Source organism: Herbidospora galbida, from assembly GCF_005233835.1.
Taxonomy (GTDB): domain Bacteria; phylum Actinomycetota; class Actinomycetes; order Streptosporangiales; family Streptosporangiaceae; genus Herbidospora; species Herbidospora galbida.
This window is the reverse complement of the sequence record NZ_SZQA01000058.1, coordinates 17,376-34,820: the sequence shown is the minus strand read 5'-3', so window position 1 is coordinate 34,820 and position 17,445 is coordinate 17,376. Positions and strand designations below refer to the sequence as shown.

The following is a 17,445-nucleotide window of genomic DNA, read 5'->3' as shown; positions in this document are numbered from 1 at the left end:
CGCTCCGGCCGCGCCGGCGCAGCAGGCCCCCGCCGCGGCGGCCGCCCCCGCGCCGATCCAGGTCGACACCACCCTGCGCGGCACCACGCAGAAGATGTCCCGCCTGCGCAAGGTCATCGCCGACCGCATGCTCGACTCGCTGCAGACCACGGCCCAGCTCACCACGGTCGTCGAGGTCGACGTGACCCGCATCGCGCGGCTGCGCGACCGGGCCAAGGGCGCGTTCGAGGCCCGCGAGGGCGTCAAGCTGTCGTTCCTGCCGTTCTTCGCGCTGGCGGCGGTCGAGGCCCTCAAGGTCCACCCCAAGCTCAACGCCGTGATCAACGACGAGACCGGCGAGGTGACCTACCACGACGTCGAGAACCTCGGCATCGCGGTCGACACCGACAAGGGCCTCATCGTCCCGGTCGTCAAGGGCGCCGGCGACCTGAACATCGCCGGGCTGGCCCGCAAGATCGCCGACCTGGCCGAGCGCACCCGCACCAACAAGATCAGCCCCGACGACATCGCCGGCGGCACCTTCACGCTGACGAACACGGGCAGCCGCGGCGCCCTGTTCGACACGCCGATCCTGAACAAGCCGCAGGTCGGCATGCTCGGCACCGGCGTCGTCGTGAAGCGCCCGGTCGTCGTCGACTCGCCCGAGGGCGAGGTCATCGCGGTCCGCTCGACGGTCTACCTCGCGCTGACCTACGACCACCGCCTGGTCGACGGCGCCGACGCCGCCCGCTTCCTGACGACGATCAAGCGTCGTCTCGAGGAGGGCCGCTTCGAGGGCCAGCTCGGCCTGGCCTAGTCGCAACTCCAGAACCCCCGTTCGGCCGCTCGGCCGGGCGGGGGTTCTCGCATTCGGCTCCGTTACGGCTCCGCCCGCCAAGGCCCCGGCCGCCGCCTCCGCCCGCACCGCACCCGGCGCCGACGGCCCGCTCCCGCCCCGCGCCGTCACGGCCTCACGTCGGCGATGATGATCTCCCCCCGCCCCGGTTCGGGGGCGGACGTTTGAACGAGTCTGCGCCCGGTACGTCACCAAACGGGGGCGCGCTACGAAGGGGTGGTTATGAAGATCGCGGTGACGGGGGCCTCGGGCCTCATCGGGACGGCGCTGACCGCCTCCCTGCGGCAGTCGGGCCACGAGGTGCTCTCGCTGGTCCGCCGGCCGCCCACGAGCCCCGGACAGGTCCAGTGGGACCCCGCTGGAGGGGTGCTCGACCCGGCCGACCTGGCGGGGGTGGAGGCGATCGTCCATCTGGCGGGGGCGGGGATCGGCGACCACCGGTGGACCGACTCGTACAAGAGGACGGTCATCGAGAGCCGCCGGATGGGCACCTCGACGCTGGTCAGGGCGCTCAACGCGATGGACAAGCCGCCGTCGGTGCTGCTGTCGGGGTCGGCGGTCGGCTACTACGGCGACACCCGCGACCGGATCGTCGACGAGACCGCGCCGCGCGGCGCGGGGTTCCTGGCCGACGTCTGCGGGGCCTGGGAGGAGGCCGCCCAGCCCGCCAGGCAGTCGGGCATGCGGGTGGTGACCATGCGGACGGGAGTGGTGCTGTCCAAGCGGGGCGGGATGCTGGGGCAGATCCTGCCGATCTTCCGGATCGGGATGGGCGCCCCCCTCGGGTCTGGCGAGCAGTACCTGTCGTGGATCTCGGTGCCCGACTGGGTGAGCGCCGCGCGGTTCCTGCTGGGGGCCGACATCGACGGCGCGGTCAACCTGACGGCGCCCGAGCCGGTGACCAACAAGACGTTCACCAAGGAGGTCGCGGCGGCGCTGAAGCGGCCGTCGATGCCGCTGGCCGTGCCGGGGTTCGTGCTGAAGACGGCCGTCGGCGGGTTCGCCGAGGAGGGGATCCTCATGGGGCAGCGGGCGGTGCCGGCGCGGCTGACCGCGGCCGGGCACCACTTCTCGCATCCCACGATCAAGGAAGCCCTGGCAGACGCCCTGCGGTGAGGGATCGTCTCCCGTAGCATGGGCCCCCTCATTTGGCCGACGACACGGGAGTGAAGCATGGGACGCAGCGGGCAGTCGCACATCGTCGCGATCGGCGGCGGGTCGTTCCGCCCGACCGAGCGGTTCGGGACGCTGGAGGCCACCGGTCTGCTCCGCTACGTGCTCGACCTGACCGGCGTCGACCGGCCCAAGCTGGGCCTGATCGCCACGGCGGTCGGCGACCAGCCCGACTGGCTGCTGAAGATGTACGAGGCCTTCCGGTCCTTCGACGTCGACCTCAGCCACCTGTCGCTGTTCCCGATGCCCAACGTCGCCGACCCGCGCGAGTGGCTGCTGGAGCAGGACGCCGTCTACGTCAGCGGCGGCAGCGTCGCCAACCTGATGGCCCTGTGGCGGCTGCACGGCCTCGACGAGGCGATGGAGGAGGCCTGGAACGCCGGCGTCGTGCTGTCGGGCCAGAGCGCGGGCGCGCTGTGCTGGCACGTGGGCGGCAACACCGACTCGTTCGGGCCGGAGCTGCGGCCGTGGGCCGAGGGGCTCGGGCTGCTGCCCTTCTCGTGCGGGGTCCACTACAACAGCGACGTCCAGCGCCGTGACCTGCTGCAGAGGTCGGTCGCCTCGGGCGAGCTGCCCGACGGCTACGCAGCCGACGAGGGCGTCGCGCTCCACTACGTCGGGACCGAGTTCATCCAGGCCGTGACGGTCGACCCCAACGGATACGCGTACCGGATCGAAAGAGATGGTGAAGAAGGGGTCAAGGAGTTCCGTATCGAACCACGTCGACTCGCGTCTACAGTTGACGTGTGAGGCTGGCGATCGTCCGACTTGGTGTCGATGTCCCCTATGAACAGGCCTGGAGCCTGCAGCGGGTCGTCCATCGGCGTCGAGTCGCCGACGAACTGCCCGACACTGCCCTCCTCCTGGAGCACGCGCCGGTCTACACGGCCGGCAAGCGCACCCGCCCCCACGACCGGCCGTCCGACGGCACCCCCGTCATCGACGTCGACCGGGGCGGCAGCGTCACCTGGCACGGCCCCGGCCAGCTGGTCGGCTACCCGATCGCGAAGATCGACGACGTCATCCCCTACGTACGCCTCCTCGAAGAGGTCCTGATCCAGGTGTGCGCCGACTTCGGCGTGGTCGCCGGGCGGGTCGAGGGGCGGCCGGGGGTCTGGGTGCGCGGCGAGGCCCACCACGGCATCCCCGACCGGCGCCTGGGCGCGATCGGCATCCGGGTGCAGCGCGGCGTGACGATGCACGGCTTCGCGCTCAACTGCGCCAACGACCTGAGCTGGTTCAACCGGATCGTGCCCTGCGGCATCCCCGACGCGGGGGTCACCTCGCTGTCGGCCGAGACCGGGCGGCGCATCACCGTCGACGAGGTGATTCCGTTCGCCGAGAAGCGACTCGGTGACGCGTTCGGCGCCGAACCGGTGTCGATGTTCGAAGAGGAATTGCTCGGACGCCGGCAATAACTCATTGGAATTGGAACACCAGGTGGCCGCATTCCATGCCTAGACTGCGATCATGACGAACGGCGAACCTCGTCCGGACGCGATGCTGGACCACCTGATCGCCGTGCTCTCCCAGCTCACCACCGAAGACCCGCCGAGCGACCCGCAGGCCGCCGAAGCGCGGGCCATGCTGGAACTCGGGATCGACGTGGCCTACCTCGACGACCCGGAGGGCGCGGCCAAGGCGGCGGAATGGCTTCAACAGCGGGTGAAGCTCATTCTGGGGCAGCTCGAACAATGCCGAATGGGATTCGTCGACTAGAGGGCCACGACGGCCGGCGGCGCCGTCGGAACCCTTCACCCGGGCCCCATCGCGCCAGAACGTGATCCGTTACACCGGCGCCACAATCACGCCCACGGAAATCGCGGACGTGGACGTCTCGTTGGTCCTCGTGTTTCCCTTTGTTTACATCACGCCGGAAAGTAACTATCTTGCTCCAACATGGGCGGCGCCATGGGGCGCTCCCGCACGCGTTCGGGGGCGCTGAACGTCGCTCTGAACGAGACGAGAGCCATGGGTTTCAATCGTGACACGATCAGGTCTAAGGCGTTCTCCCTGCTCGTCGTTCCCCTGCTGGCCCTGACCGCCGTCTGGGCCTACGTCGCCGTCACCTCGGTCGCCGAGGCCACCGGCCTGTTACGGTCCGGCGACCGCTACACGGCCTATCTGCGCCCCGTGGAGGCCCTTCGCGACGCCCTGCAGCAGGAGCGGCGATTCAGCGTCGCCTCGCTCCGCGACGCCCGCGTGAGCGCCCGCGACTACCTGTCCCAGCGGCGGGCCGACACCGACCGGGCGGTGGCCGGCTTCCGGGAGGCCACGGCGAGACAGGACCCGTCGACCCTGCCGAGCACGACCCCGCTGCTGCTGGCCCGGCTCGACGGGCTCGCGGCCGTACGGGGCTCGGTCGACGGAGGGGTCTCCACCGCGGTGACCACCATCGGCGTCTACAGCGACCTCGTCGACGAGATCTACAACTTCACCTCCAGCCTGGCCAAGGACGGCGGGCTCACCCCCGAGCAGTACTCGCAGGTCCGGTCGCTGAACTCGCTCGACTTCGGGCTCGACCTGCTGGCCCGGGAACAGAGCCTCATCGGTTACGCCATCGCCGACGAGAACCTGGCCCCCTCCATGCACGCCTCCTTCGTCGAACTGGTGATCAGCCGCCGGTTCCTGCTGCGCAACGAGGCGGCGGCGCTCGACCCCGACGTGCGGGCCGGGCTGGAGCAACTGCACGCCAAGCCCGTCTACAGCGCGCTGACCGAGGGCGAGAACCGCATCGCCGCCTTCGTGCCGACCGACGGCGAACTCCCCTACGGCCTGCAGCAGTGGCTCAAGAACGGCACCGAGGTCACCGCCGAGGTCGACCGCCTGACCGGCGCGGCGATGGACCGGGCGCTCGGCGCGGCCGGGCAGCGGGTCAGCGCGATCCTGTGGCGGACGGCGTTCATCACGGGCGTCGGCCTGATCATCGTCGTCGTGTCGGTGCTGATCTCGGTCCGGTTCGGCCGCCGTCTCGTCCGCGAGCTGGGCGACCTGGAGACGACCGCCACCGACGTGGCCCGCTCGCGCCTGCCCGACCTGGTCCGGCGGCTGCGCGCGGGCGAGTCGGTCGACCCGGTCCAGGAGACCCCGCAGGTGGCCGAGGGCCGCACGGTCGAGGTCAGGAACGTTTCAGGGGCCTTCAACCACGTCCTCGGAGAGGCCGTGCGGGCCTCGGTCGGGCAGGCGGAGCTGCGGCGCAGCGTCGGCCAGGTGTTCCTCAACCTGGCCCGGCGCAACCAGTCGCTGCTGCACCGGCAGCTGTCGCTGCTGGAGGTCATGGAGCACCGGGTCGACGACCCGGCCACGCTGGAGGACCTGTTCCGGCTCGACCACCTCTCGACCCGCATGCGCCGGCACGCCGAGAACCTGATCATCCTCTCGGGCGCGGCGCCGTCGCGCCGGTGGCGGGAGCCGGTCCCGATCTTCGATCTGGTACGCGGCGCCGTCACCGAGGTCGAGGACTACACGCGGGTCGTGGTCCAGGAGATGCGGCAGGCGCCGACCGTCCAGGGCTCGGCGGTCAACGACCTGATGCACCTGGTCGCCGAGCTGATCGAGAACGCGACCGTGTTCTCCCCGCCCGGGACCCGCGTCTACGTCCGCGGCGAGATCGCCGCCAACGGCTACGCGCTGGAGATCGAGGACCGCGGCCTCGGTCTCGACCACGCCAAGCTGGAGGCGCTGAACCGGCGGATCGCCGAGCCGCCGGAGTTCGACCTGGCCGACAGCGAGCGGCTCGGCCTGTTCGTGGTGGCCCGGCTGGCCGCCCGGCACGGCGTGCGGGTGCTGCTGCGCAAGTCGCCGTACGAGGGCGTGACCGCGATCGTGATGATCCCGCCGAGCCTGCTGGCGGTGCCGGAGGCGCGGCACGCCGGCTACTTCGCCTCGGCCCCGCCGCCCGTGCAGCCGCCTCCGGTCCGGCGCGCGCCGCTGCCGCCGTCGCCGCCCGCGCCGCCGCCGGTCGTACCGGACGACCTCGACATGGAAGGACTGCCGCAGCGGGTCCCGCAGACCCATCTGGCGGCGCCGCTGCGGGGCGAGGCGCCGCCCCGACCGGATGCACAAGCGCAGGAACCACAGCAGACCGGTGCAGACGCGAATTCCGCCGAACGGCGGGCCGGGCTGATGACGTCCATGCAGCGCGGCTGGGAACGCGGCCGCCGCGAAACGGGGATAGGGAAGGACAGGACCGATGGCTGATCTCGCCAGGGAACTCGACTGGTTGCTCGACGACCTCATCCGGCGGGTACCGGGGGTACGGCACGCGGTGGTGCTCTCGGCCGACGGGCTGGCGATCGGCGGGTCGCAGGGGTTGAACAGGGAGGACACCGAGCACCTGGCCGCCATCGCGGCCGGGAGCCACAGCCTGGCCCAGGGCGCGGGCCGGCGCTTCGGCGTCGGCAACGTCCGCCAGACGATCATCGAACTCGAGGGGGCGTTCCTGTTCGTCACCGCCGCCGGCGAGGGCGCCCGGCTTGCCGTCATGACCAGCCCCGACTCCGATCTGGGCGTGGTCACCTACGAGCTCACCATGCTCGTGAAGCGGGTCGGGGAGCACTTGAGCTCACGGCCAAGGGCGGTACATGGCCGCTGACGAGGACCCGGAGCCAGGCCCCCTGGTCCGGATGTTCGCCGTCACCGGCGGACGCGCCCGCCCGGTGGGCGAGGCCTTCGACGTGATCGCCGTGGTGACCACGATCGGCATGCCGTACGACCAGGCCGGCCTCTCCCCCGAGCACCTCGCCGCACTCCGGGTCGCCACGCGGCCCACCACGGTGGCCGACATCGGCACCCGGTTGCGGCTCCCCCTGAACATCACCCGCGTACTGCTCAGCGATCTGCGGCGCGAGGGACTGGTGTCGATCGACCCTCCGGCGGCGACGGCCGGAGTCCTGAACGAGCGGATCTACCAGGAAGTGCTCAATGGACTACGCGCGCTCTGACACCCTCGCGATCAAGATCCTGATCGCGGGCGGGTTCGGCGTGGGCAAGACGACCATGGTCTCGGCGGTCAGCGAGATCCAGCCGCTGTCCACCGAGGAACTGCTCAGCGACCGCGGCGCCCGGGTCGACGACACCAGCGGCGTGGAGGCCAAGACGACGACCACGGTCGCCCTGGACTTCGGCCGGATCACCCTCCGCGAGGGCCTGTGGATCTACCTGTTCGGCACCCCCGGGCAGGACCGGTTCTGGTTCATGTGGGACGAACTGGCCATCGGGGCGCTGGGCGCGGTCGTGCTGGCCGACACCCGGCGCCTCGGCGACGCCTTCCCGGCGGTCGACTTCTTCGAACAGCGCCGGATCCCGTACATGGTCGCGGTCAACCTCTTCGACGGCGCCCGCCGCCACGACCCGGCGGTGATCCGCCGGGCGCTGGCGGTGCCCGGGCACGTGCCCCTCGTGCCGTGCGACGCGCGCGAGCGGGAGTCGGTCAAGGAGGTGCTGCTGACCCTGGTGCGCCATGCCCGGGAGATGTCCCGGGTCGGAGCCTGACGCTTTTGGCGAATGACAGCGCGGCCCCCGAATCACCACAATGCTGACATGTCTCGCGTGCTGGCCGTTCTGGTGGCCCTCGGGGTGCACCTGTTCACGTTCGCGTTCGCGGCGATCGGCGTCGCGCTGATCGCCGCCGCGCCCGGTTTCCTCCCCGCCTGGCTGCTCGGCGTCTTCCTGATCGCGGTCGGCGTCATGCTGCGGCCCCGCCTGGGGCGGGTCCCCCGCGACGCCGACGTCCTCCCCGAGGACAAGGCCCCTTTCCTGTACGCCCTCGCGGCGCGGGTGGCCGCCGAAGCAGGGGTGCCCCGGCCGCTGGTGGCGGTCCACGACCTGGGGCTGGGCGCGACCTACGAGCGGGTGGGCCTGCGGCGGCGGCCGGTGCTGACGATCGGCCTGCCCGTCTGGCTGGCCCTGTCGCCGTCGCTGCGGGTGGCCCTGCTGGCGACGGCGTGCGCGCAGGACCGGCTCGACGACGGCGTGATCGTGGGCGGGGCCAAGGCGACGCTGGCCGAGGTCAAGGTGGCCCTGTTCGGGCTCGGCGCCAACGAGGTGCGGCAGCGGGCCCACCTGGAGATGGCCATGACGCTGGGGGCGTGGGCGCCCAAGACGTCGTACGAGACGGCCGGCTGGTTGGGGCGGATGCTGGGCTGGATCGTGGGATGGCCGGCGGTGGTGGCGGAAGCCGTACTGAACCGGCTGACCCGGGCGGGCACGGCCCGCGCGGAGGCCGGGATCGCCGCGACGGCGGCGGCCGTCGCGGGCCCGGACGCCATCGCCGAGCTCGCCGAAGTGATCACCTCCCGGAGCTACCTGGCCCCGATGCAGGCCGCCGCGCTGCGCGGCGAGGACGTCACCGCCATCCGCCGGGCCGCCCTCGACCGGGCGGCGGTGCGCGAGATGACCTCCGGCGACCCCGGCCCTCCGCTGGCCGTGCTGACCGAGTCGGAGCACGTCGATCAGGAGCTGCGCACCCACTACGAACGGGCGGTCAGGGGCCTTGGCCTGCTGTCCTGAGTGAGGGCATAAGCTGTCAAGGTGAGTGTTGCCCCTGACGGCCGTAAGCTCCTCCGCCTGGAGGTGCGCAACAGCCAGACCCCGATCGAACGCAAACCAGCGTGGATCAAGACCCGGCTGAAGACGGGCCCTGAATACACCGAACTCAAATCCCTCGTCCGCCGCGAGGGTCTGCACACGGTGTGCGAAGAGGCGGGTTGCCCGAACATCTACGAATGCTGGGAAGACCGCGAGGCGACCTTCCTGATCGGCGGCGACCAGTGCACCCGGCGTTGTGACTTCTGCCAGATCGACACCGGCAAGCCCGCCGAATACGACCGCGACGAGCCCCGGCGCGTCGCCGAGTCGGTCCAGCAGATGGGCCTGCGCTACGCGACCGTGACGGGCGTGGCCCGCGACGACCTCCCCGACGGCGGCGCCTGGCTCTACGCCGAGACCGCCCGGCAGATCCACGCGCTGCTGCCCGGCTGCGGCGTCGAACTGCTGGTGCCCGACTTCAACGGCAACGCCGACCAGCTGGCCGAGGTCTTCTCGGCCAAGCCCGAGGTGTTCGCCCACAACATCGAGACGGTGCCGCGGATCTTCAAGCGCATCCGCCCCGCCTTCCGCTACGAGCGCTCCCTCGGCGTGATCACGATGGCCCGCGAGGCCGGCATGGTCACCAAGTCGAACCTGATCCTCGGCATGGGCGAGGAGCGGGAGGAGGTCGTCCAGGCGATGCGCGACCTCCACGAGGCCGGCACCGACCTGCTGACCATCACCCAGTACCTGCGCCCCACCCCCCGCCACCACCCGGTGGAGCGGTGGGTCAAGCCGGAGGAGTTCGTCGAGCTCCAGGCCGAGGCCGAGGCGATCGGCTTCGCCGGCGTGCTGTCGGGGCCGTTGGTCCGGTCGTCCTACCGGGCCGGGAAGCTCTACCAGCAGGCGATCGAGCAGCGCGCCCGCGCCTGAACCAGCCAGCACGAGAACGGCCGGGGACTGCTCCCCGGCCGTTCTCATACCTGCCGGAGTACGTGCTCGAAGCCGACCCCGGCCTGGTGCTCGTGCGAACCCCCGGCCGGGCAGACCCCCTGCGGGCCGTTGCCCGCGAAGAACAGCGCCGCGCACTTCCGGCACATGAACCACTGGGCCTGCCCTCCGGGCCCGTTGGTCATGTCGGGCAGCGCCTCCAGTTTGTAGTGGCCGGAGTTGACGAAGTCGTGCCTGCCGCCCGGCAGGCTCCCGGTCGGGCACCTCCTGTGGGACGGGTCGGCCGAGCTGCTCCACAGGCCGGAGCAGAGACGGCACCACACCCACGAAGCCTGCCCGGCGCCCGGCTCGTCGACGAACCGGAGCACGTAGTCGCCGCTGCCGGCGCTGCGGTGGGGATGTTCCCAGCCGAAGAGGCCGGTGCCGAGCGGGCAGTAGCCGTTGCCGCCGTTGCCGGAGAACCAGAGGCCGCTGCACTGGAAGCACCAGCGCCACAGGTGCTGCGCCGCCCGGGCCGGCGCCGGGGTCACCAGTGGTGCCGTGAGGGCCGCGAGCCCGGTCCCGGCCGCCATGGCCAGGACCCGGCGTCGCGATGGTGTGGAAGTGCCGTCCGCTGGCATGGGTCCCCCTGTCGCCGACGCTGGTCACCCCCAGGATGAGGGAACCTCACCGACAGTCAAGACCCGGACTCATGGAGCGACCTCCAGGTAGGAGACGCCCGGCATCGGGAGGTCGAAGGCCACGCGGATGGTCGAGCCGTTCACCGTCACCGGTGGGGTGAGTTCCTCCAGGACGTTGGCCGCGCGCAGGGTCTCCCACTCCTCGTCGGTCGGCCAGTCGGTCTGGCCGTGCCAGTGGGCGCGGATGTTGGAGTGGCGTTCGTCGATGCGGTGGTGGGTGACCGTGTGGTCGCCCTCGGGCAGGTCGGCGATGGTCAGGGTCACCGTGCGGGACAGGTCGGGGTCGCCGTCGGCCTTCGACTGGTTGAGGGTGCCGTTCCAGAGGAGGATGCCGATCGTGCCGTCGGCGCGGCGGGCGGCCCAGACCTCCACTCCCCCGGCGTCGCCCTCGACCTTCGCGACCAGTTCCTCGTTGCCCAGGCGGTTGGCGAGTTCGAGGGCCCACCAGCGCGGTTTGCGCAGGTTGCCGACGCTCAGGAGGCCGAAGCCGCCGTGGAACAGCTTCGGCGGGCGGCCCAGTTCCTCGAAGTGGTCGGAGGCCACCCAGTGCGACAGCGACTCCACCCGTCCGGCCGCCGACTTCATGCCGTGGAGCAGGAAGGACGCGCCGAACGGGCCGTCGCCGATGCCGTGGAAGTGGGTGGGGGTGGGGCCCCATTCGGTCCACCAGATCGGGGTGCCTTCCAGGCCGTGCCGTTCCAGGGCGGGGCGCCAGTCGAGGGGGGCGTTGCCGTAGGTGTGGGTGGAGACGAAGTCGACCGGCAGGCCCCTCGCGATCAGCTCCTCGACCCAGCCGTTCGCGGCCGACGAGGGGCCGCCCACTCTCAGGTCCGGGTGGACGTCCTTCACGGCGGCGGCGCTGATCTCGTACAGGCGGAAGTAGTCGTCCGGGGTGCCGGACCAGAAGACCTCCAGGTTCGGTTCGTTCCAGACCTCGAAGGCCCAGTCGCCGATGAGCTTCTGGAGGCCGTAGCGGTCGGCGCAGTGCTGGGTGAAGGCGCGGACCAGGTCGCCCCAGGCGTCCCAGTCCTTCGGGGGGCTGATGATCGCCTCGTAGCCGAAGACCGTCTTCGACGGGTCGGAGGCCAGCTCCTCCGGCATGAACGACAGCTCGACGATCGGGCTCAGGCCCAGCTCGGTGATCGTGTCGTAGATCTGGTCGACCCGGGAGAAGTCGTAGCCGTCGTCGAGGACGCGGACCTCGTCCAGGATCGCGTGGGCCCTGACGGTGGCCACGCCCAGCTCGGTGCGGGCCAGGCGGAGGGCCTCGACGAGTTCCTTCTCCTCGAACATGTACGACAGATGCTCCGACCCGATCATGAACCGCCATGGTCTGGGGAGCTGCCGGGCGACATTTCCGGAAATGTCGACCTTGGCCACGCCCGACCCGCCCGACGACCCGTGCACCGGCGAGCCCGCCGGGCCGCCGACCGCCGACACCCGGTACCAGCACGGGTCCTGGCCCGTGTCGACGTAGCGGCACGACGGCACCGCCGAGACGTCCACGTCGGGCTGGCTCGTCACCCCGTAGGGTCCCTCGCGGAACGGCGAGCGTTCGACCGTGTAGCCGGTCGCTCCCGGGACCGGCTCCCAGGTCAGAGTCACGCAGCCGCGGCCGGGGGTGGCGCGCAGGCCCCCCGGCGGGGGAAGGTCCACGGCCGGCGCCGTGGTCACCTCCCCCGACGGACGGTGGATACGAGCCTGCCAGTCGCGACGGGCCTTCACGGACGGACCTCCCAGGTCTCCTGCGACAGCACCGGCTTCAAAGCCCTCTCGACGTCGCGGGAGGCGAAGTAGCCCCGCAGCTTGTCGTGGGTCAGCCGGTTGCCGAGTGCGATCATGATCATGCCCTGGTCGAGGGCGAGGTACTGCTGGGCGACGGTCTTGCTCTGCACGGCCACCGCGTCGTAGAAGCCGCCGGGGCCGTAGGAGTCGAAGTCCTTCTTGATCTTGGCGAGGTTGTCGAGCGCGTCCTTCTCCGCGTAGCGCAGCGCCAGGAAGGAGGCGTGCGGGGTCACCACGCCGTCGCCGTAGGCCGTGGGCTCGGGCTTGGCCGGGCGGCAGTCGCCGTAGCCGTAGTCGACCGAGGTGCGCTCCTGGTCGGAGGTGTAGCCGTCGGTGTCCATGCCGAGCGCGTCGACGCCGTACTCGCGGTAGCCGCCGGCGGGGTTGTTCGACGGGGAGAAGCCCCAGTAGCCGTACTTGGCGTCGTCGAGGCCGTGCGTCTTCTGGGCCTTCACGTAGACCGGGTGGTTGCGGCCCCACGACTTGGCGCCCCACACGTCCTCGGGGACGAGCTGCGGCACCATCAGCGCCTCGAACATGCTGCCGCCCCAGGTCGGGACCAGCCGCATGCCCTTGTAGCCGTAGGTGCCCTCGAAGACCCGGACCCCCTCGAAGGTCTGCCACGAGCCCTCGGCCCGCTGCTCGGCCCAGCCGAAGTCGCAGTTGTCGTTCGGGTGGGTGCGCAGCATGCCGAAGTAGTGCGCGCGGGGAATCTGGCCGAGGGCGATGCCGACGTAGGAGGTGATCCGGGTCTCGGTCATCGCGCCGTAGTGGTGGCAGGTCGAGTAGACGGTCGTCCCGGAGTCGTTGTAGTCGGACTCCACCGAGCAGCCCGCGGGCTTGACCGGCCAGAACCCGCCGCGGAGCAGGCCGGTGCCCTGGGCGGCGGCGCCCTGCGGGTCGTAGTAGGACGAGAAGTCCATGCTCCGCACCAGCCGGTCGGCGTCGCGCGCGACCGACGGCACGGCCGAGCGGATCATGAGTAAGGCCGCGCCGAGCCAGCCGTTGTCGACGCTGGAGGCGAACGGGGCGACCGGGTCGCCGCTGTCGGGCCAGGTCGTCACGAGCGCGAGCGTGTGGGGGTCGTACCAGTTGAAGAACTGGCCGGTCGGCTCGTGGCGTTCCAGCTTCCGTACGTTCTGGAGGACCTTGACGACCCGCTGCTCGGCCTCCCGCTTCGAGATGATCCCGGTGTCCCGGGCCGCGACCGTGCTCCACAGGTAGGTCGCGATGTTGGTCGGGGAGGTCACCTTCGCCCGCGTGGCGGGGTCGAGGGTGCCCTCGATCTTGTCGGCCGGCAGGCCCGTCGCCGGGTCGACCATGGCCACCATGGACTTCCAGGTGTCCTTCGCGTAGGTCGTCAGCACGTTGTCGGGGGCGGGTGCCGCCGGGGATACGGCCAGCAGCACGGCCAGCGCCATTCGCATGCGCGGGTTCCTTACTTGAGTCCGGTCGAGGCGATGCCCTGCACGAAGTAGCGCTGCAGGAACAGGAACAGCAGGAGGATGGGCGCGACCACCACGACGGCGCCGGCGATGAGCAGGCCGTACTGGGTCGCCTGGGCGTTGCTGAAGATGGCCAGCGCGACGGGCAGGGTGTACATGTCCTCGCTCTGGGCCACCACGGCGGGCCACAGGAAGTTGTTCCACGAGGTCATGAACGTGATCAGGCCCAGGGTCGCGAGCGCGGGCCGGCACAGCGGCAGCACGATCGAGAAGAAGATGCGGAACTCCCTGGCCCCGTCGACGCGGGCGGCCTGGATGAGCTCGTCGGGGATGTCGGCGATGAACTGGCGCATCATGAAGATCCCGAGCGGCGCCACGATGAACGGCAGCACGATCCCCAGGAACGTGTTGACCAGGCCCAGCTTCGCGATCAGCACGAACTGCGGCACCATCACGACGATCGCCGGCACCATCATCTGCACCATCACCAGGCCGAACAGGGTGTTCCTGAACCGGAACCGCAGCTTGGCGAAGGCGTAGCCGACCATCGAGCACAGCAGCAGGTTCGCGACCACCAGGGCGATCGCGACGATCGCGCTGTTGAGGAACGCGGTGCCCATGTTCATCCGCTCGAACAGGCCGGTGTAGTTGCTCGTGGTCCACTCGGCCGGGAGCAGCGTCGGCGGGTTCTGCCGGATCTCGCCCTCGGGCTTGAAGGAGGCGAGCATCGTCCAGACGAAGGGGAAGACCACCACGAGCAGCCCGGCGGTGAGCAGCGCGTAAGCGAGACGCGAACGGCCGAAGGCCGATCGTGGCTCGCGCCCTGAATCTGCCTTGAAGCTCGACGCGCGGCGTTTCACGAGCGCCTCCCGATCCGGAACTGAAGGAGCGCCAGCGCGACGATCACGGTGAACAGGACGGTGGCGGCGGCGCCCGCGTAGCCGTAGGCGCCCGCGCCGAACTGGTTGTAGATGGCCAGCGACGCCGACGTGGTCGCTCCGGCGGGGCCGCCCCTGGTCATGACCAGGGGTTCCTCCATGAACTGGGCGAACCCGATCGACGAGTAGACCGTGCAGAACAGCAGCGCGGGCTTCAGCATCGGCACGGTCACCGACCGGAACCGCTGCCAGCGCCCGGCGCCGTCGATGTCGGCGGCCTCGTAGAGCTCCTTCGGGATCCCCTGGAGCGCGGCCAGCAGCACGACCATGTCGAACCCGAAGCTCCGCCAGGCCGTCATCACGATGATCACCGGCAGGGCGGTGCGCTCGTCCGACAGCCAGGCGGGGCCGTCGATCCCGATCCAGGCGAGGAACTGGTTGACCGGCCCGGCGTCCGGGTCGAGCAGGAACCGCCAGGCCACGGCGATGCCGATGATGCTGGTGATGTACGGCGTGTAGTAGCCCAGCCGGAAGAACGCGGCGGGCAGCCGGGAGATCCCCGAGTTGAGCGCTACGGCGGCGGCCAGGCCGAGCGCGATGGTCAGCGGCAGCGTGGTCACCACGAAGATCAGCGTGTTGAGCGCCGCCTTGCGCATCAGGTCGTCGGTGAACAGCCGCAGGTAGTTCTCCACGCCGACGACGTCGACGGCGAGCGGGTCGCGGACGTCGGTGCTGCGCATGTCGGTGAAGCTCATGCCGAGCCCGGCCAGCAGCGGCCCGGCCCAGAACACGACGAACACGATGACGAACGGCAGCACGAAGATCCACGCCACCCAGGAGTTCCTGGGTTTCCTGATCTTGAGTGACGGCTTCTCTTTGAGAGCCGGTCTTTCCAGGGTGACAGCCATGATCAGGCCCCGGTGCCGATCTGCTCGGCCTGCTCCTGCATCCGCTTGGCGGTGGTGGCGGAGTCCTGCTTGCCGAGGGCGTACTTCTCCAGCTCGGCCTCCATGACCTTGGCCACCTGCTCCCAGGTCGGCACGGGCGGGGCGGCCTTGGCGTCCTTGAGCTGCTCGCCGAAGACCCGGACGCGCTCGTCGGCGGTGAGGGCGGGCTCCTGCCAGGCGGCCTCGACGCTGGGCAGCGCCGACGCGGTGGTGTACCACTCGGCCTGGACCTTGGGGTCGGTCAGCCAGGTCAGGAACTTCCAGGCGGCGTCGCGGTTGGGCTTGTCCTTGAAGACGACCATGTTGCTGCCGCCGACCAGGCTGGTGCCGCCGGCCGGGCCCTTGGGATAGGGCGCGACGGTGAACTTGTCCTTGAACCCGGCGCCGCCCTCCTGCTCCATCGAGGTGATCATCCACGGGCCGGAGTAGAAGGCGCCGACGCGTCCCTTGACGAAGGTCTGCGGGAAGGCGCCGTTGGGCTGGGTGGTGACCGAGAGGCCGTCCTTGAAGAAGGAGCCCCAGTGTTCGAGGGCCTGGAGCATCTCCGGGGTGTCGAGGGTCCACTTGCCGTCGGCCTGGAAGTCGCCGCCGGCCTGGTAGAGCAGCGGGGCCACCTCCTGCCAGGAGCCGATCCGGAAGTTCTGCTCGACGCCCAGGTCGGCCCCGTTGTCCTTGAGCGTCTTGGCGAAGGCGGTGACCTCGTCCCAGGTGGCCGGGGCCTTGGCGTCCTTCGCCAGGTCGGTGCGGTAGTAGAAGGCGCGGGTCTCGACGTACCAGGGGATGCCGTAGGCGGCGCCGTCGATGACGCCGGTGCCCCACGCGCCGGGGAAGAAGGCGTTCTGGTCGACCAGGCCCGACGGGGTCGGCTCGATCGCGCCGGTCTTCACCATCTCGCCCATCCACGTGTTGCCGATCATCGAGACGTCGGGGGTGGCGTTGCCCGCGATGGCGGCGGTGATCTTGTCGTGGGCGACGTCCCAGCCCAGGGCCGTGACGTTGACGGTGATGCCGGGGTTGGCCTGCTCGAACCTCTGCGCGAAGGCGTCGAGCTTCTCCCCTTCGGTGCCCATCGCCCAGACGGTGACGGTCCCGCTGGCCTTGGCGGTGTCGACGGCCTGGGCCTCGTCCGCGGTCCCGCCGGAGTCGCGGCCGCATGCGGTGGCAGCGAGGGCGACGGCGAGCAGTCCCATGGCGTACTTCTTCTTCACGGTTCCTCCGGGGGGTGCACTTGATGGGCGCCACAGCTCGACCGGATGACGAGATCGGTGGCGAGAACGCGCGTGGTGTCGCTCGGCTCCGCCCCGGCGATCAGTTCGTCCAGAAGGCGGGCGGCGGCGGCGCCGAGCTCCCGCAGGGGCTGGCGCACGGTGGTGAGGGCGGGCCGGGAGTGGCGGGCGGCCATGATGTCGTCCCAGCCGGTGACGGCGACGTCGTCGGGGACCCGCAGCCCGAGCTCCTCGGCGGCCAGGATCACGCCGAGCGCGACCTGGTCGTCGGCGCACACGACCACGTCGGGGCCGCTCTTCAGCAGGCCGAGCCCGGCTTCGTAGCCGCCGTCGACCGTGTACGGGCACTCCACCGGCCGTGGCGCCGTGATCCCGTGGTGGCCGAGGGTCCGGGCGACGGCCGTCCACCGCTGGCTGACGTCGCCCTCGTCGTGGCCGCCGGCCAGCGCGAACGTCCGGTGCCCGTGGGCGATCAGGTGGACGGTCAGCGCCTCGGCGGCGCCTGCGTTCTCGCTCCGCACGGCCTCGGTGCCGGGGTGGGCGTCGCGGGCCAGCATGACCATCGGCAGCCCCGAGTCGGCCAGCTCGGTGAGCAGCGCGTCGGGCAGCGTCTGGCCGAACACGACGAGCCCGTCGACCCGGGTGGCCAGGTCTTTCACCGTCTCCGGCACCCCGGCCCTGTCGCGCGTCGACAGGATCAGCACCGACCGGCCGAGATCGGCGGCGACCTCCTCGTAGCCGAGCAGGACCTCGCCGAAGTAGGGGCCGGACAGGTCGGGGAAGACGATCCCGTTGGCGGCGTGGCGGCCCTCGGCCAGCGACACCCCCAGGCGGCTCGGCGTGAACCGCAGCTCCTCGACCGCCCGCCGCACCTTCTCGCGGGTCGCCGCCGACACCGGCCCGGTGCCGCGCAGCGCCCGGGAGACCGTGGCGATCGACACCCCGGCCAGACGCGCGACTTCGTAGATCGTCGAATCGGACACCCGTCATCCCTCGC

The 17,445-nt window shown here is 70.9% G+C and carries 18 protein-coding genes; 11 read left to right on the top strand and 7 right to left on the bottom strand.

Annotated features, from left to right (window positions below; translation table 11 throughout):
- The 11 genes from FDA94_RS35990 to lipA form a co-directional block, all read left to right on the top strand.
- Nucleotides 1–796, top strand: a 796-nt coding sequence (locus FDA94_RS35990) for a 2-oxo acid dehydrogenase subunit E2 (RefSeq protein WP_170991272.1), incomplete at its 5' end; no start/stop codon positions are given.
- Nucleotides 797–1,057: 261 nt separating this feature from the next.
- Complete coding sequence (locus FDA94_RS35985; RefSeq protein WP_137251500.1) at nt 1,058–1,951, top strand: TIGR01777 family oxidoreductase; 894 nt, start codon at nt 1,058–1,060, stop codon at nt 1,949–1,951.
- 57 nt (nt 1,952–2,008) lie between these two features.
- On the top strand, nt 2,009–2,758 hold the full coding sequence (locus FDA94_RS35980) for a Type 1 glutamine amidotransferase-like domain-containing protein (protein ID WP_137251499.1): 750 nt from the start codon (nt 2,009–2,011) through the stop codon (nt 2,756–2,758).
- On the top strand, nt 2,755–3,426 hold the full coding sequence (gene lipB, locus FDA94_RS35975) for a lipoyl(octanoyl) transferase LipB (RefSeq protein ID WP_137251498.1): 672 nt from the start codon (nt 2,755–2,757) through the stop codon (nt 3,424–3,426). The genes FDA94_RS35980 and lipB overlap by 4 nt, the downstream gene beginning before the upstream one ends.
- 52 nt (nt 3,427–3,478) lie before the next feature.
- The gene (locus FDA94_RS35970) at nt 3,479–3,727 is read left to right on the top strand and encodes a hypothetical protein (protein WP_137251497.1); all 249 of its coding nucleotides are present in this window, start codon (nt 3,479–3,481) and stop codon (nt 3,725–3,727) included.
- 252 nt (nt 3,728–3,979) lie between these two features.
- Nucleotides 3,980–6,208 (top strand): sensor histidine kinase, encoded by a 2,229-nt coding sequence (locus FDA94_RS35965; RefSeq protein WP_170991271.1) that lies wholly within the window; start codon nt 3,980–3,982, stop codon nt 6,206–6,208.
- The gene (locus FDA94_RS35960; RefSeq protein WP_137251495.1) at nt 6,201–6,602 is read left to right on the top strand and encodes a roadblock/LC7 domain-containing protein; all 402 of its coding nucleotides are present in this window, start codon (nt 6,201–6,203) and stop codon (nt 6,600–6,602) included. The genes FDA94_RS35965 and FDA94_RS35960 overlap by 8 nt, the downstream gene beginning before the upstream one ends.
- Entirely contained in the window at nt 6,592–6,951 is a 360-nt protein-coding gene (locus FDA94_RS35955) for a DUF742 domain-containing protein (protein WP_137251494.1), read from the top strand. The genes FDA94_RS35960 and FDA94_RS35955 overlap by 11 nt, the downstream gene beginning before the upstream one ends.
- Nucleotides 6,932–7,501: a GTP-binding protein gene (locus FDA94_RS35950; RefSeq protein ID WP_137251493.1), complete on the top strand. Its 570-nt coding sequence runs from the start codon at nt 6,932–6,934 to the stop codon at nt 7,499–7,501. The genes FDA94_RS35955 and FDA94_RS35950 overlap by 20 nt, the downstream gene beginning before the upstream one ends.
- 48 nt (nt 7,502–7,549) lie before the next feature.
- Nucleotides 7,550–8,518, top strand: a complete 969-nt coding sequence (locus tag FDA94_RS35945) for a M48 family metalloprotease (protein ID WP_137251492.1) — start codon at nt 7,550–7,552, stop codon at nt 8,516–8,518.
- 21 nt (nt 8,519–8,539) lie between these two features.
- Complete coding sequence (gene lipA, locus FDA94_RS35940) at nt 8,540–9,469, top strand: lipoyl synthase (protein ID WP_137251491.1); 930 nt, start codon at nt 8,540–8,542, stop codon at nt 9,467–9,469.
- 44 nt (nt 9,470–9,513) lie between these two features.
- On the opposite strand, the gene FDA94_RS35935 is transcribed toward lipA, so the two are convergent.
- From FDA94_RS35935 to FDA94_RS35905, 7 genes are all read right to left on the bottom strand, one after another.
- Nucleotides 9,514–10,059 carry a hypothetical protein gene (locus FDA94_RS35935; RefSeq protein WP_170991270.1) on the bottom strand — a complete coding sequence of 182 codons (546 nt, stop codon included), beginning with the start codon at nt 10,057–10,059 and terminating at the stop codon, nt 9,514–9,516.
- Nucleotides 10,060–10,176: 117 nt separating this feature from the next.
- Nucleotides 10,177–11,892, bottom strand: a complete 1,716-nt coding sequence (locus tag FDA94_RS35930; protein WP_137251489.1) for a GH39 family glycosyl hydrolase — start codon at nt 11,890–11,892, stop codon at nt 10,177–10,179.
- Nucleotides 11,889–13,379: a glucoamylase family protein gene (locus FDA94_RS35925; RefSeq protein ID WP_212735657.1), complete on the bottom strand. Its 1,491-nt coding sequence runs from the start codon at nt 13,377–13,379 to the stop codon at nt 11,889–11,891. Before FDA94_RS35925 ends, FDA94_RS35930 begins: the two co-directional genes overlap by 4 nt.
- A gap of 11 nt (nt 13,380–13,390) precedes the next feature.
- Entirely contained in the window at nt 13,391–14,257 is an 867-nt protein-coding gene (locus FDA94_RS35920) for a carbohydrate ABC transporter permease (RefSeq protein WP_212735656.1), read from the bottom strand.
- Entirely contained in the window at nt 14,254–15,183 is a 930-nt protein-coding gene (locus FDA94_RS35915; RefSeq protein ID WP_137251488.1) for a carbohydrate ABC transporter permease, read from the bottom strand. Before FDA94_RS35915 ends, FDA94_RS35920 begins: the two co-directional genes overlap by 4 nt.
- A gap of 2 nt (nt 15,184–15,185) precedes the next feature.
- Complete coding sequence (locus tag FDA94_RS35910) at nt 15,186–16,430, bottom strand: extracellular solute-binding protein (protein WP_212735655.1); 1,245 nt, start codon at nt 16,428–16,430, stop codon at nt 15,186–15,188.
- The gene (locus FDA94_RS35905) at nt 16,427–17,431 is read right to left on the bottom strand and encodes a LacI family DNA-binding transcriptional regulator (RefSeq protein WP_137251487.1); all 1,005 of its coding nucleotides are present in this window, start codon (nt 17,429–17,431) and stop codon (nt 16,427–16,429) included. The genes FDA94_RS35910 and FDA94_RS35905 overlap by 4 nt, the downstream gene beginning before the upstream one ends.
- Nucleotides 17,432–17,445: the final 14 nt, after the last annotated feature.